The organism is Rhizobium sp. CFBP 13726, from assembly GCF_014841925.1.
Taxonomy (GTDB): domain Bacteria; phylum Pseudomonadota; class Alphaproteobacteria; order Rhizobiales; family Rhizobiaceae; genus Neorhizobium; species Neorhizobium soli.
The window spans coordinates 669,708-683,328 of record NZ_JACYUU010000001.1 but is presented as its reverse complement, the minus strand read 5'-3'; the positions used below and the strand labels follow the sequence as shown (position 1 = coordinate 683,328).

Genomic DNA, 13,621 nt, shown 5'->3' with positions numbered 1-13,621 from the left:
CGTTACGAGACCGGGCAAAGCTCTATTGCAGAGAAACAAGATGAATGTAGTCATTGTAGAATCTCCAGCCAAAGCCAAGACCATCAACAAGTATCTTGGCTCGGGTTACAAGGTTCTCGCGTCTTTCGGCCACGTCCGCGACCTTCCTGCCAAGGACGGGTCGGTTTTGCCTGACCAGGACTTCGAGATGCTCTGGGAAGTCGACAGCGCATCCCAGAAGCGGATGAAGGATATTGCCGACGCCGTGAAGGGTTCGGACGCCGTTTATCTCGCGACCGACCCGGATCGCGAGGGTGAAGCGATTTCCTGGCATGTCCTCGACCTTTTGAAGAAGAAGAAGGTGATCGGCGATAAGCTGGTGAAGCGCGTCGTATTCAACGCCATCACCAAGAAGGCGGTTCTCGATGCGATGGCCAACCCGCGCGATATCGACGTGCCGCTGGTCGACGCGTATCTCGCCCGCCGCGCTCTCGACTATCTCGTCGGCTTCAACCTGTCTCCGGTCCTGTGGCGCAAGCTGCCGGGCGCCCGTTCTGCCGGCCGTGTGCAGTCGGTTGCGCTTCGCCTGGTCTGCGACCGCGAAACCGAGATCGAGCGCTTCGTCTCGGAAGAATACTGGAACATTTCCGCGCTCCTGAAGACACCGCGTGGCGACGAGTTCCTGGCCAAGCTGGTGCAGGCCGACGGCAAGCGTCTGCAGAGCAAATCCATCACTAACGGCGAAGAAGCCGGCCGCCTGAAGACGCTGCTCGATGGTGCCGCCTATAGCGTCGAGACCGTCGAAGCAAAGCCGGTCAAGCGCAATCCCGGCCCGCCGTTCACCACCTCGAGCCTGCAGCAGGCCGCGTCCTCGAACATCGGCTTCGGCGCGTCGCGCACGATGCAGGTCGCGCAAAAGCTCTATGAAGGTATCGATATCGGTGGCGAGACTGTCGGTCTCATTACCTACATGCGTACCGATGGCGTTCAGATGGCACCCGAAGCGATCGACCAGGCGCGCCGTGCCATCGTCGACCAGTTCGGCGAACGTTACATGCCGGAAAAGCCGCGCTTCTACTCCACCAAGGCGAAGAATGCGCAGGAAGCCCACGAAGCGATCCGCCCGACCGATTTCAACCGCACGCCAGACAAGGTTCGCCAGTATCTCGATGCAGATCAGGCGCGGCTTTACGAGCTGATCTGGAAGCGCGGCATTGCCAGCCAGATGGCATCTGCCGAGATGGAACGCACAACCGTGGAGATCTCGGCGACAAACGGCGCCGAGAAGGCTGGCCTTCGGGCCGTCGGTTCGGTCGTGCGCTTCGACGGCTTCCTCGGCGCCTATGTGGACCGCCGCGAAGAGGATGACAAAAGCGAGGACGACGACGAAGACGGTCGTCTGCCCGAGATCAACGCTCGCGAAAAGCTCGACAAGAACAAGGTCAACTCGAGCCAGCATTTCACCGAGCCACCGCCGCGCTATTCGGAAGCATCGCTGATCAAGAAGATGGAAGAACTCGGCATCGGCCGTCCTTCCACCTATGCCGCGACGCTGAAGACGCTGTCCGATCGCGAATACGTGATCATGGATAAGCGCAAGCTGATCCCGCATTCCAAGGGACGGCTGGTGACGGCGTTCCTCGAGAACTTCTTCACGAAATACGTCGAATACGATTTCACGGCGGATCTCGAAGAGAAGCTCGACAGGATCTCGGCTGGCGAACTGGACTGGAAGCAGGTTCTGCGGGAGTTCTGGCAGGACTTCTTCGGCCAGATCGAAGACACCAAGGAACTGCGCGTCACCAACGTGCTCGATGCCTTGAACGAAGCGCTTGCACCGCTGGTCTTCCCGAAGCGGGAAGACGGTTCGGATCCGCGCATCTGTCAGGTCTGCGGCACCGGCAACCTGTCGCTGAAGCTCGGCAAATACGGCGCATTCGTCGGCTGCTCGAACTATCCGGAGTGCAACTTCACCCGTCAGTTGTCGTCCGAAGGCGGCGCGGATGCGGAAGCTTCCGGCCTCAACGAACCGAAGGAACTTGGGACCGATCCGATGACCGGCGAGCAGCTGACGCTGCGGTCGGGTCGTTTCGGACCTTATATCCAGCGCGGCGACGGCAAGGAAGCCAAGCGTTCCTCGCTGCCCAAGGGCTGGCTGCCTGACGATATCGACCACGAAAAGGCGCTGGCACTGATCAACCTGCCGCGCGACGTGGGCAAGCATCCGGAATCGGGCAAGATGATTTCGGCAGGTCTTGGCCGTTACGGGCCGTTCCTGCTGCATGACGGTGGCTATGCGAACCTGGAAACGATCGAGGACGTGTTCTCGATCGGTCTCAACCGCGCCGTCACCGTGATTGCCGAGAAAAAGGAAAAAGGCCCCGGCGGACGCGGTCGTGGCACACCGGCAGCGCTCAAGGACCTTGGCGCGCATCCGGACGGCGGCGCGATCACCGTGCGCGACGGCAAATACGGGCCTTACGTCAACTGGGCCAAGGTCAATGCCACGCTGCCGAAGGGCATGGACCCGCAGTCGGTAACGATGGAACAGGCGATGGCGCTGATCATCGAAAAGGGCGGCAAGGCATCGTCGGGCAAGGCCAAGGCGAAAGCGCCTGCCAAGAAGGCCACAGCAAAAAAGGCTGCTGCCAAGACAGAGGCGGACGCAACGACCGAGACCGCCACAAAGAAGTCGCCTGCCAAGGCTAAGACCGCAGCCAAGAAGGCGCCTGCCAAGAAGGCACCGGCCAAAAAGACAACCGCATCGAAGGCGAAGAAGACGGACACGTGAGAGAACCGAACGAGCGATCCAATCGCCAGCAGAAACGCGCCGCGAAGGCTGACCGTGGCGACAGCCAGTCGGCGAGCAGACCGGTTATTGTCCAGGGTGCAGTTCCTCCGCGCGATGTGCTGCTCCAGTTCATCGCTGATAATCCGGACAAGGGCTCCAAACGCGAGATCGCCAAGGCTTTCGGGCTGAAAGGCGATACGCGGATCGAGCTCAAGGATCTGCTGCATTCGCTCGAGGAAGACGGTCTTCTCACCAAGAACCGCAAGTCGCTCTCGCGTCCGGGTGCCCTGCCCCCGGTCACCGTTCTCGACATCACCACCCGCGACAAGGATGGCGAACTGATCGGCCGGCCGACGGAGTGGCCGGACGATATGGGCGCGGCCCCTGCCGTGCTTATTCGCCAGTCGCATGACAGCCGCGGGAAGGGCAAGGCGCCGGCCGCCGGCCTCAACGACCGCATCCTTGCAAAGATCTTCCCGAACAAGGACCGCTCAGGCCCGGCCTATACGGCCCGCGTCATCAAGGTCATCGACAAGCGCCGCGGCGCAGCACTCGGCGTCGTCCAGAGATTGGCCGACGGCGAGATGCGTCTTCTGCCGACCGACCGGCGCGGCGAGGAAATGGTGATCGAACCCGAGGACATCGGAGACGCCAAGGACGGCGATCTGGTCGAGTCGGAAGTCGTTCGCAACGGCCGTTTCGGCCTGCCGCGCGCCCGCGTCCTCAACATTGTCGGCTCCGTCGGTTCGGAAAAGGCGATCTCGATGATCGCCATCTATTCGCACGGCATTCCGCACATCTTCCCGAACGAGGTGATGGAAGAAGCGCAGGCTGCAAAGCCGGCCAGCATGTCGAAGCGCGAAGACTGGCGCGACGTGCCGCTCCTGACAATCGATCCCGCCGACGCCAAGGATCACGACGACGCTGTTTATGCCGAGCCGGACACCTCGCCCGACAATCCGGGCGGCGTCATCGTCACCGTCGCGATCGCCGATGTCTCCTGGTATGTCCGCACCGGCAAGCCATTGGACCGCGAGGCGCAGAAGCGCGGCAATTCCGTCTACTTCCCCGACCGCGTCGTACCGATGCTGCCGGAACGCATTTCCAACGATCTCTGCTCGCTGCGCGAGGGCGAAGACCGGCCGGCGCTTGCCGTGCGAATGGTCTTTTCCAAGGAAGGCCGCAAGGCCGGCCATACGTTCCACCGCATCATGATGAAAAGCGCGGCCAAGCTCTCCTACCAGCAGGCTCAGGCCGCCATCAACGGCGAGACCGACGACAAGACCGGTCCGTTGCTGGAGCCTGTCCTGAAGCCGCTGTGGGACGCCTACCGGATCATGACGATCGGCCGCGACCGTCGACAGCCGCTCGAACTCGATATGCCCGAGCGCAAGATCATGCTGAAGCCGGATGGCACGGTGGATCGTGTGATCGTGCCAGAGAGGCTCGACGCGCATCGGCTCATCGAAGAGATGATGATCCAGGCAAACGTCTGCGCCGCCGAAACGCTCGAGAAGAAGAAGCAGTCGCTGATCTACCGTATCCATGATGGCCCCTCGCTTGCCAAGCAGGAGACGCTGCGCGAGTTCCTGAACACGCTCGGCATTTCGATGGCTCGCGGCGGCCAGATGCGCTCCAACTCGTTCAACGGCATCCTGTCGCAGGCACAGGGCACGCCGCACCAGATCATGGTCAACGAGATGGTGCTGCGCTCGCAGAGCCAGGCGGTCTACAGCCCTGACAATATAGGCCATTTCGGCCTCAACCTGATGAAATACGCGCATTTCACCTCGCCGATCCGGCGCTATGCGGATTTGATCGTGCATCGCGCGCTGGTTGGGTCGCTCGGCCTCGGCGAAGGTGGAATCACGCCGGGCGAAGAAGCCCAGCTCGAAGACATCGCGGCAGAGATCTCCACCTTCGAGCGCCGCGCCATGGCGGCCGAACGCGACACGGTAAACCGTCTTGTGGCGCACCACCTTTCGACGAAGATCGGCGAGGAGTTCCAGGGCCGCGTGTCCGGCGTGACCAAGGCAGGCCTGTTCGTGGCCCTGCCGACCTATGGCGCCGATGGTTTCGTGCCGGTGTCAACGATCGGCGACGATTACTATATCTATGACGAGGCGCATCAGGCGCTAACAGGCGAACGTTCCGGGCTCGGCTACCAGATCGGCGATACCGTCGATGTGAAGCTGAAGGCGGCAGTTCCGCTTGCCGGTGCGCTTCAGTTTGAAATGCTGAGCGAAGGCAAGAAGCTGCCGGGCGGCGCCCGCTCGTTCCACAAGTCTGCGCGACGAGACAAATCTGGCGGACGGCCCAAAAAGCCAGGTACGCGCCCCTTCCGTGGCGGCAGGAGATAGCAATGCAGTCAGATGGCGAACAGACGGTCCGCTTCGGCGGGTCGGACCCGGTCGATCGACCTCTTGGCCGCTCCATCAAACGGGGCCTCGCCTGTCGCTGTCCTGCCTGTGGAGAGGGCCGGCTTTTCCGTGCCTTCCTGAAGCCAGTCGATCATTGTTCCGTCTGCGGTGAAGATATCTCCCACCATCGTGCAGACGACCTTCCGGCCTATCTCGTCATCGTCGTGGTTGGTCACGTGCTGATGACCGGCTACATGCTGACCGATATGATCCTGCGGGTCTCTCCTTGGGTCCACCTCGCCATCTGGGCACCGCTTGCGGTGCTTGCCGCCATCGCGACGATCCAGCCCATCAAGGGCGGTGTCATCGGCCTGCAATGGGCAAACCGCATGCATGGGTTCGGCGGCGGCGAGGACGGGGCCGATTCGACCAGCGGTCCGAGCAACAGACCGAACTGATCATGGACCACCGTTCGTTACCACCTTCCCGTCCTATTTCATGCGTACGGACGTCCAGTCCGAAGCCGACTTGTAAGGAAGTCTGAATGCCTCAGCCGACGACCGACGAAAACGGCCATGTCGCGGAGATCCACTGGCCATCCCTGATCGCAGCTACCGCCGCCGTCAGCGCCGTGGGAATAGCCATGGGGCTCGGCCTGCCGCTGCTGAGCATCATCCTTGAAAAACGTGGCATCTCATCGACGCTGATCGGGCTAAACGCTGCCATGGCAGGCGTTGCAGCCATGGTTGCCGCCCCGATCACGACGAAATGTGCTCATGACTTTGGTGTGGCGCGCAGCATGATGATCGCCGTGGTGATCGCCGCCGTCAGCGCCATCTGTTTCTACTACGCCGACCAATTCTGGATGTGGTTTCCGCTACGCTTTACCTTCCATGGCGCGACCACGGCCCTGTTCATCCTGTCCGAATTCTGGATCAATGAAGCCGCGCCACCCAGACGACGCGGATTGGTCCTCGGCATATACGCAACGGTGCTGGCGGTCGGGTTTGCGATCGGGCCGATGCTGTTTTCGCTTCTCGGCAGCGATGGCGTGCTTCCGTTCATCGTTGGCGCACTCATCATCATGACGGCCATCATACCGATCTTTCTCGCCCGTCACGAAAGTCCGAAGCTAGACAGCAAGCCCGAGCGGCACTTCTTCCACTATATATTCCTCGTTCCCAGTGCGACGGCAGCCGTCTTCGCCTTTGGTGCCGTCTCGGTCGGCGGACTGTCGCTGTTTCCGATCTATGCGTTGCGCGAACAGATGACCGAATCGCATGCGGCCATCCTCTTGACGGTGATGGGACTGGGCAACATGGCCTTCCAGATCCCGCTGGGGATGATTTCGGACCGCATGCGTGACCGCAGGCCGCTTCTGACCGGCCTCGCCGTGCTGGGCGTTCTCGGCTCGCTGACGATCCCCTTCCTGATCGGCAACTGGATGATGACCGCGGTTCTCCTATTCATGTGGGGCGGCTGTATCTCCGGCCTCTATACCGTTGGCCTCGCGCATCTGGGAGCTCGCCTTCGAGGTGCCGATCTGGTCGCTGCCAATGCCGCCTTCATCTTCTGCTATGCCGTCGGCACGGTTGCAGGACCGCAGGGCATCGGCGCTGCCATGGATGTCGCGGGCAATGACGGCTTTGCCTGGGCGCTGGCCGGTTTCTTCGGCTTTTACGTGGTTGTTTCGGGGGCTCGATGGTTTTTACCAACGAAACAAGGTTGACATTCTGACCGCGATTTGTAATTTCGCCCCAGATTTCGCCGTCGACCGTCTGCGTCCGCGGCTCCACTTTTCTTAAAGGCGCTAAGACCATGGCAAAAGCTACGACCATCAAGATCAAGCTGCTGTCGACGGCTGATACCGGTTTCTTCTACGTAACCACGAAGAACAGCCGTACGATGACAGACAAGATGACCAAGACGAAGTACGATCCGGTTGCCCGGAAGCACGTCGAATTCAAGGAAACCAAGATCAAGTAAGATCTGGTCACTTAAAGGCATGAAAGAAGGCGCAGGCTGATCAGCCGGGCGCCTTTTTCTTTGCCTGCTGTTTTCACGCGTGAGTACCAAAACGCAAAAAGCGCCACCGTCATTTCTGACAGCGGCGCTTTGATTGGGGGTCGACCGGCTTGCAATCGCGGCACGAGGAGCCGTTGAAATTGCTTGCCAGTCGACCGACCCCACGACCCAGGAGATGCGGCGGACCTGAGCATCATGGGGTATCTCGACGTAAGCTGAAGGAACCCTTCGCCCCGTTGAAACCAAAATTGCGCAAAATCAATGGAAAATCAACACATACTTAGATCAGTACGAAACTGTTTGGATATGATGGTTAAAATCCACACGCGTCTTTGTAGAAAGACGCTATTCCGGCTCTTCAATTGTTAGGTTTATTCTGAGCCAAAGCGTTTTTAGCTTTATCCACCCTACGGTGTTTGGTGCGAGCTCGAAGATTAGCCCGGCCTCGAGACGGAAGTAAAAGGCGATTATAAATCGTCAGCGAGAGGCAGGACTTTCTCGCTTCTGTGTAGATGCTACCGTATCGTTCGGCAATGCTCAAACAAAGCACCGGTCTTCCATTCCCGTATGCGTTTTATTTGGCTCGAAGCCGCGTACGAATCGTCAAATTTAATTGAGGAAACTGGGGGACGAGCGCTTCTTTATCAAAAAGCCTCGCTGCAAGACGAAAGATATTATATTAGCGTATTTTAATATACGACGATTCTCGTGCAAATCTTAAGCGGCGGCTGCAACGACTCGGTTGCGCCCGCTGTTCTTGGCGTCGTAAAGCGCACGGTCGGCTTGTTTCAACAACTGCTCCGGCGTTTCCGCTCCACTGCGGCTGCAGGCAATCCCAAGCGAAGCTGTGATGTTCAGGCTGGCGCCAGTGCTTTTCAGCACGAACGGCGTCTGCTCGATGATGTTGCGCAATCGTTCGGCAATCAAAGCCGCGGCGGCGCTATCCGTATCGGGCATAACCACCACGAATTCCTCGCCACCGAACCGGCAGGCGAGATCCGCGCCGCGTACCGTGGACCGGATACGGGCCGCAACTTCCTTCAGCACCTCGTCACCGGCGTCGTGGCCGTGCGTGTCGTTGACCGATTTGAATCGATCGATGTCGGTGATGCAGACGGACAGCGGCCGCCCACGGGCTGTTGCGCGGGCAAACAGCACCTTCATGTGATTGTCGAGATAACGGCGATTGTGCAGACCGGTCAGGGCATCTGTCACAGCCAGTTCGATCGTATGGCGCACGCTCAGCCGCAGGCGGTCGTTGTAACGCTTACGCTTGATCTGCGTCAGGGTCCGGGCCACGAGTTCATTCGGATCGATCGGCCGGATGATGTAGTCGTTGACGCCGAGATCGAGCGCCCGGACGATGACCTGGTCGTCGCCGTGTTCCGTCACCAGCAGCAGCGGCAGGAATCGGGTCCGCTCCAGCGATCGCAGTTGTGAACAGAGCCTCAGCGGATCGTAGTCATCGAAATTCGTATTGACGATCACCAGATCGAACGGGTTTTCAGCCGCTTCGAAAAGGGCTGCCTGCGGATCGGAGATGGCAGTGATATCCGCGACCGGTTTCAGCGCCCTGACGATGCGTTCCTGCGAGCTTCCGCGGCCATCAACCAGTAGGACCTGCGCGACGTCGTCCTGAGCGTCCTGCCCCGCTGCACTCTTCATCATGTCCTGCAGCGTGAGATCCTGCGCGGTGTCGGACCGGATGCGCAGCTCGTCACTCAGCGTCTTCAGCCGCACGAGGCTTTTGACACGGGAAATCAGCTGCAGGTCGTTGACCGGCTTGGTCAGAAAATCGTCGGCACCGGCTTTCAGGCCGCGCACGCGGTCGGAGGGCTGGTCCAGCGCGGTGACCATGACAACAGGGATATGGGATGTCCGCGGATTGGCTTTCAGCCGCTCGCAGACTTCGAACCCGTCAATGCCCGGCATCATGATGTCGAGCAGGATGACATCGACATGGGCCTGTTCACAGATCGCCAGCGCCTTGTAGCCGTCGTCGGCAGTCAACACATCGAAATATTCCGCAAGCAGTCGTGCCTCGAGCAGCTTTACGTTTGCGGGAATGTCGTCGACTACCAGGATCCGTGCCGTCATGTCATTCTCCGACCTTACGCGTCGCCAAGATACGTCTTGATGGTCTCGATGAACTTCGGCACCGAGATGGGCTTCGAAACATAGGCTTCGCACCCGCCCTGTCGGATTCGTTCCTCGTCGCCCTTCATCGCGAATGCGGTGACGGCGATGACCGGTATGACGTGCAGTTCGTCGTCTTCCTTCAGCCACTTGGTCACTTCCAGACCCGATACTTCGGGCAGCTGGATATCCATCAGGATCAGATCCGGACGGTGACGGCGGGCAAGATCCAACGCCTCCATGCCATTGCGCGTCTGGATCGTCTCGTAGCCGGACGCTTCGATCAAATCGCGGAAGAGCTTCATGTTCAGCTCGTTGTCTTCGACAATCATGACCCGTTTGGGCATGTCGATCCGTTCCTTAAATCGCGCCTTGCAAGCGTGCTTTCAGTCTATAAGCTTTCCGAACACGAGATTCTTTAAGCCACTAGCGGCACACGTTAAGGGCATTTGGTTGAGAAATAGGTAACTTGAGCAGGCGATGAGGTTCGATCCGTTGAATAACAAGGCACCCGCCGCAGCCCCCGAAGAGACGGCCGGCGCAATCCTCAGCTGGCTTGCGGACGAGCCTGACATGTTCTCCCGGTTTCTGGCGCTTTCCGGTCTCCAGCCCGGCCAACTTCGTTCTGTGATCGACGATCCGGGCTTTCTCGGCGGCATGATCGATTTTCTGATGAGCCACGAGCCAACGCTGATGGCATTTTGCGAAGCGACGAACACGAGACCGGAAACGGTTGCCGCAGCGTCACACTATTATTCCAAGCCTGCACTCGATTCGGGCGACTATTGAGATGGAGAACTCTTCCGGCGTTGCCCTCGATTTCTCCCATGTCCAACTGGGCGACCGCCCGCTGGTCGTATGCGACGTCGATGACGTCGTTCTGGACTTCGCGGCACCTTTCACCGAGTTCATCAAGGCAGAGGGGCTGGAGCTGCTGCCGCGCTCCTTCCGCCTCACCGGGAATATCGTTTCGGTCGAAACGCAGGTCCCTATCGAGGAAGCGGACGTCAAACGCCTGATCGGCGCGTTCTTCGACCGCCAAGAAGACTGGCAGACGCCCTCTGCGCTTTCGATCGAGACCCTTAAGGCGATCGGTAAGGCTGCAGACGTCATCTTCCTCACTGCCATGCCGCCACGCTATCAGGAACAGCGTCGCCGGCTTCTCGACCGGCTCGACCTCACCTTCCCTCTCGTCGCGACGGAGGAGAAGAAAGGCCCTGTCATGCAGATGATCCATGCCGCGCGCCCCCTTCCCTCGGTCTTTATCGATGACATGGCCCACAACCTGCATTCGGTCCGCGACCACGTCGAGAACTGCCTGCTGATTCACATGATGCCGGACAGTCCTCTGCACCAGCTTGCTCCGAAGCCTGATCAACCGATCATCCGGGCCACAGACTGGCCGCATGCCGCAGAGATGATCGACGCCTACATCCTGTCCCACATCCCGCATCATCGAACCGCAAAATAGTGGTTGAAGGATGTGCGTTCTACTCTTGAGAGGTTGCAGCTTACGGCCTATTGTCGGAATGTTCAACCTTTGTTCCGCCGATGACAGTCGTACCAAATCACAAGCCCGGCTTCTGTCGAGACTGCTTTACCGAGCAGAAGGCAGAGGTGCGACGGTGTCGCGCCTGCGGCAGTCCACGGCTGGTGTATCACCGCGAACTTCATGACCTGACGCTTGCGCATATCGACTGCGATGCCTTTTACGCCACCATCGAGAAACGCGACGACCCGAGCCTTGTGGACAAGCCGGTGATCATTGGCGGCGGCAAGCGCGGCGTGGTGTCGACCGCCTGCTACATCGCCCGCATCAGCGGCGTCCGGTCGGCAATGCCGATGTTCAAGGCGCTCGAACTCTGCCCGGATGCGGTCGTCATCAAGCCGAACATGGGAAAATACGTCACTGCCGGCCGACAGGTGCGGCAGATGATGATGGATCTGACGCCGCTGGTGCAGCCGATCTCGATCGACGAGGCGTTTCTGGAACTGGCAGGCACCCAGCGTCTGCACCACGATCAGCCCAGCCGCATTCTCGCAAAGCTCGCAAAACGCGTCGAATCCGAGATTGGCATCAGTATTTCCGTCGGGCTCTCCTACTGCAAGTTCCTCGCCAAGGTCGCTTCCGACTTCGAAAAGCCGCGGGGTTTTTCGGTGATCGGTCGCGCTGAGGCCGTGGAGTTTCTGGCGATCCGACCGGTCACGACGATCTGGGGCGTCGGCCGGGCTTTTGATGCGACGCTGGAGGCGGACGGCATCCGCACCATCGGGCAGTTGCAAGCCATGAACGAGGCCGACCTGATGCGCCGCTACGGCACGATGGGCCAGCGCCTCTATCGTTTGTCTCGCGGTATCGACGACCGAGAGGTGCATCTCAACGACCCGGCGAAAAGCGTGTCGGCCGAGACCACGTTCTTCGACGACATCTCCCGCCACGACGACCTGGTCCCGATCATGCGCCGGCTTTCGGAGAAGGTGTCTAAACGACTGAAGAGCGAGGACCTTGCAGGCCAGACGGTGGTGTTGAAATTGAAGACCGCGGATTTCAAGAGCCGTACCCGCAACAAGCGGCTGGAAGATCCGACCCAGCTTGCCGACCGGATCTTCCGCACCGGTATCTCAATGCTGGAGCGGGAGACGGACGGTACAAAATTTCGCCTGCTCGGGATCGGCGTCACCGATCTGACCGACCCTGCCCGTGCAGATCCGCCCGATCTCGTGGATGTGCAGGCCGGACGCCGGGCTGCGGCGGAAGCGGCCATGGACAAGCTGCGTGAGAAGTTCGGAGCTGCGGCCGTCGAGACCGGCTATACGTTTGGCGACAAGCGCCGCGACCGATAGTTTCAATCAAACGTGATTAAATTTTTCCTGCTAAACGTGACGAGATCAGCGCGGATGCAAACCTTCGTTAAACCTCGCTCGGTAAAATGCAGCTCAAGTTTTGCGTATGAGGTTTAGCATGATGCGTCGCCTGGTTTTGGGGTTCTGTCTGATGTCCGCGACGATGCTGTCGCCTCCAGCGTTTGCAGCGGACAGTGTTCCCCTGCAGATCATCGTTTCCAAGGACAGGCAGTCGCTGACCGTCTACGAGGGCGAGACCGTGGTCGCCAGGTCGCGGATATCGAGCGGCAAGGCCGGGCACGATACGCCGACCGGCATCTTCTCCATCCTTGAGAAGCGGAAATACCACGAGTCGAACATCTATTCGAATGCACCGATGCCGTTCATGCAGCGAATCACCTGGTCAGGTATCGCGCTGCACGAGGGCAACGTTCCGAACTATCCGGCGTCGCACGGCTGCGTGCGCCTGCCGAGCGGTTTTGCGACCAAGCTTTACGGCCTGACCGAGCGCGGTGCGCATGTGATCGTGACCGACGCGGACGTGGTGCCGCAGCGCATCGAGGATGTCGTGCTGTTTTCGCCGCGCAAGCCTTTGCCTGCCGGCGCGCTGATGACCGATGTCGATCTTCGCACCGCATCGATCAAGGCCTCGCCGAAGAAGCCGGTGGAAGTGGCGATGAATGTCGCGCCGGCCAATCCGAACCGCGCCACGGATGCTCTTCCGACGCAGCCTGATGATCTCGAGGAAGCGCAGACGCACGCGCTGCGCATCCTGATCACGCGGCGTACCGACCGCGAGACGCTGATGGACGCCCAGAAGTTGCTGGAAGAAATGGGTTTTGAGACCGGCGGCTCCGACGGTTATGTCGGACCGCTGACCCGCAGCGCCGTTGCCGGCTTCAAGCGCTGGAAAGGCCTGAAGCAGACGGGCCCGATGATAAGCGGCGAGTTCATCGACGCGCTTTACGCCTCTGCCGGCCAGCCGAAGCCACCTGCCGGCCAGATCATGGTGCGGCAGAATTTCGAACCGCTGTTTGAGGCCCCTGTCGGCATCAAGGCGCCGGAAGTGGCCCTCGGCACGCATCTCTTCACTGTCGACAAGATCGATCGCTCGATCGAATCAGCCGATTGGCACGCGGTGACGCTGCCGAACGTGCTGTCCGATGCGACGATGAAGCGGCTGGGGATCACCGTGGCGGCCGATGCGAAACTGCCGGGTGCCGCAAAAGCCGCACTCGACCGGATCGAGATTTCGCAGGACGTTCGCGACCGGATCGAGACGCTAATGGCGGATGGGACGTCGGTCACGATCAACGACGAATCGCTTGGACCGGAGACCGGCAAGGGCACCGATTTCGTCACGCTGACCAAGTCGTCGAAAAGCGAGATGGTGGCAGTTCAGGATATCGGCTCAACGCCTGCCGCCGAGCCGCGCGCCAAGCGCAGTGTCATCCGTTACCAAGGCGGCGTCGGCCTCTACTGAGGC

Annotated in this window: 11 protein-coding genes; 9 read left to right on the top strand and 2 right to left on the bottom strand. The window is 60.1% G+C overall.

Annotation, left to right across the window (positions count from 1 at the left end; all coding sequences use genetic code 11):
• Positions 1 to 40: 40 nt before the first annotated feature.
• From topA to rpmG, 5 genes are all read left to right on the top strand, one after another.
• The gene (gene topA / locus IFT66_RS03255) at positions 41 to 2,770 is read left to right on the top strand and encodes a type I DNA topoisomerase (RefSeq protein WP_174195996.1); all 2,730 of its coding nucleotides are present in this window, start codon (positions 41 to 43) and stop codon (positions 2,768 to 2,770) included.
• Complete coding sequence (gene rnr / locus IFT66_RS03250; protein WP_192076771.1) at positions 2,767 to 5,130, top strand: ribonuclease R; 2,364 nt, start codon at positions 2,767 to 2,769, stop codon at positions 5,128 to 5,130. Before topA ends, rnr begins: the two co-directional genes overlap by 4 nt.
• Positions 5,131 to 5,132: 2 nt before the next feature.
• Entirely contained in the window at positions 5,133 to 5,588 is a 456-nt protein-coding gene (locus tag IFT66_RS03245) for a DUF983 domain-containing protein (RefSeq protein WP_192076770.1), read from the top strand.
• Between the two features lie 86 nt (positions 5,589 to 5,674).
• Positions 5,675 to 6,859 carry an MFS transporter gene (locus tag IFT66_RS03240; RefSeq protein WP_062580028.1) on the top strand — a complete coding sequence of 395 codons (1,185 nt, stop codon included), beginning with the start codon at positions 5,675 to 5,677 and terminating at the stop codon, positions 6,857 to 6,859.
• An 89-nt stretch (positions 6,860 to 6,948) separates the two neighbouring features.
• Positions 6,949 to 7,116, top strand: a complete 168-nt coding sequence (gene rpmG / locus IFT66_RS03235) for a 50S ribosomal protein L33 (protein WP_007626161.1) — start codon at positions 6,949 to 6,951, stop codon at positions 7,114 to 7,116.
• 756 nt (positions 7,117 to 7,872) lie between these two features.
• Here the strand turns inward: rpmG and IFT66_RS03230 are convergent.
• Both IFT66_RS03230 and IFT66_RS03225 read right to left on the bottom strand, forming a co-directional pair.
• Complete coding sequence (locus IFT66_RS03230) at positions 7,873 to 9,252, bottom strand: PleD family two-component system response regulator (protein ID WP_062453214.1); 1,380 nt, start codon at positions 9,250 to 9,252, stop codon at positions 7,873 to 7,875.
• Positions 9,253 to 9,266: 14 nt separating this feature from the next.
• Positions 9,267 to 9,638 carry a response regulator gene (locus tag IFT66_RS03225; protein WP_062453215.1) on the bottom strand — a complete coding sequence of 124 codons (372 nt, stop codon included), beginning with the start codon at positions 9,636 to 9,638 and terminating at the stop codon, positions 9,267 to 9,269.
• A 133-nt stretch (positions 9,639 to 9,771) separates the two neighbouring features.
• Between IFT66_RS03225 and IFT66_RS03220 the strand changes: the two genes are divergently transcribed.
• The 4 genes from IFT66_RS03220 (at position 9,772) to IFT66_RS03205 (ending at position 13,618) form a co-directional block, all read left to right on the top strand.
• The gene (locus tag IFT66_RS03220; protein WP_062453216.1) at positions 9,772 to 10,080 is read left to right on the top strand and encodes a DUF3572 domain-containing protein; all 309 of its coding nucleotides are present in this window, start codon (positions 9,772 to 9,774) and stop codon (positions 10,078 to 10,080) included.
• A gap of 1 nt (position 10,081) precedes the next feature.
• Positions 10,082 to 10,762: a hypothetical protein gene (locus IFT66_RS03215; protein ID WP_113111025.1), complete on the top strand. Its 681-nt coding sequence runs from the start codon at positions 10,082 to 10,084 to the stop codon at positions 10,760 to 10,762.
• Positions 10,763 to 10,842: 80 nt separating this feature from the next.
• Positions 10,843 to 12,135 carry a DNA polymerase IV gene (locus IFT66_RS03210; protein ID WP_192076769.1) on the top strand — a complete coding sequence of 431 codons (1,293 nt, stop codon included), beginning with the start codon at positions 10,843 to 10,845 and terminating at the stop codon, positions 12,133 to 12,135.
• Positions 12,136 to 12,253: 118 nt separating this feature from the next.
• On the top strand, positions 12,254 to 13,618 hold the full coding sequence (locus tag IFT66_RS03205; protein ID WP_192076768.1) for a L,D-transpeptidase family protein: 1,365 nt from the start codon (positions 12,254 to 12,256) through the stop codon (positions 13,616 to 13,618).
• The last annotated feature ends 3 nt before the right edge of the window (positions 13,619 to 13,621 follow it).

Excerpts from the sequence above, each read along its gene's own strand:
- topA (WP_174195996.1), top strand. The coding sequence starts at position 41 with ATGAATGTAGTCATTGTAGAATCTCCAGCCAAAGCCAAGACCATCAAC.
- IFT66_RS03245 (WP_192076770.1), top strand. The coding sequence starts at position 5,133 with ATGCAGTCAGATGGCGAACAGACGGTCCGCTTCGGCGGGTCGGACCCG.
- IFT66_RS03240 (WP_062580028.1), top strand. The coding sequence starts at position 5,675 with ATGCCTCAGCCGACGACCGACGAAAACGGCCATGTCGCGGAGATCCAC.
- rpmG (WP_007626161.1), top strand. The coding sequence starts at position 6,949 with ATGGCAAAAGCTACGACCATCAAGATCAAGCTGCTGTCGACGGCTGAT.
- IFT66_RS03230 (WP_062453214.1), bottom strand. The coding sequence starts at position 9,252 with ATGACGGCACGGATCCTGGTAGTCGACGACATTCCCGCAAACGTAAAG.
- IFT66_RS03225 (WP_062453215.1), bottom strand. The coding sequence starts at position 9,638 with ATGCCCAAACGGGTCATGATTGTCGAAGACAACGAGCTGAACATGAAG.
- IFT66_RS03220 (WP_062453216.1), top strand. The coding sequence starts at position 9,772 with ATGAGGTTCGATCCGTTGAATAACAAGGCACCCGCCGCAGCCCCCGAA.
- IFT66_RS03215 (WP_113111025.1), top strand. The coding sequence starts at position 10,082 with ATGGAGAACTCTTCCGGCGTTGCCCTCGATTTCTCCCATGTCCAACTG.
- IFT66_RS03210 (WP_192076769.1), top strand. The coding sequence starts at position 10,843 with ATGACAGTCGTACCAAATCACAAGCCCGGCTTCTGTCGAGACTGCTTT.
- IFT66_RS03205 (WP_192076768.1), top strand. The coding sequence starts at position 12,254 with ATGATGCGTCGCCTGGTTTTGGGGTTCTGTCTGATGTCCGCGACGATG.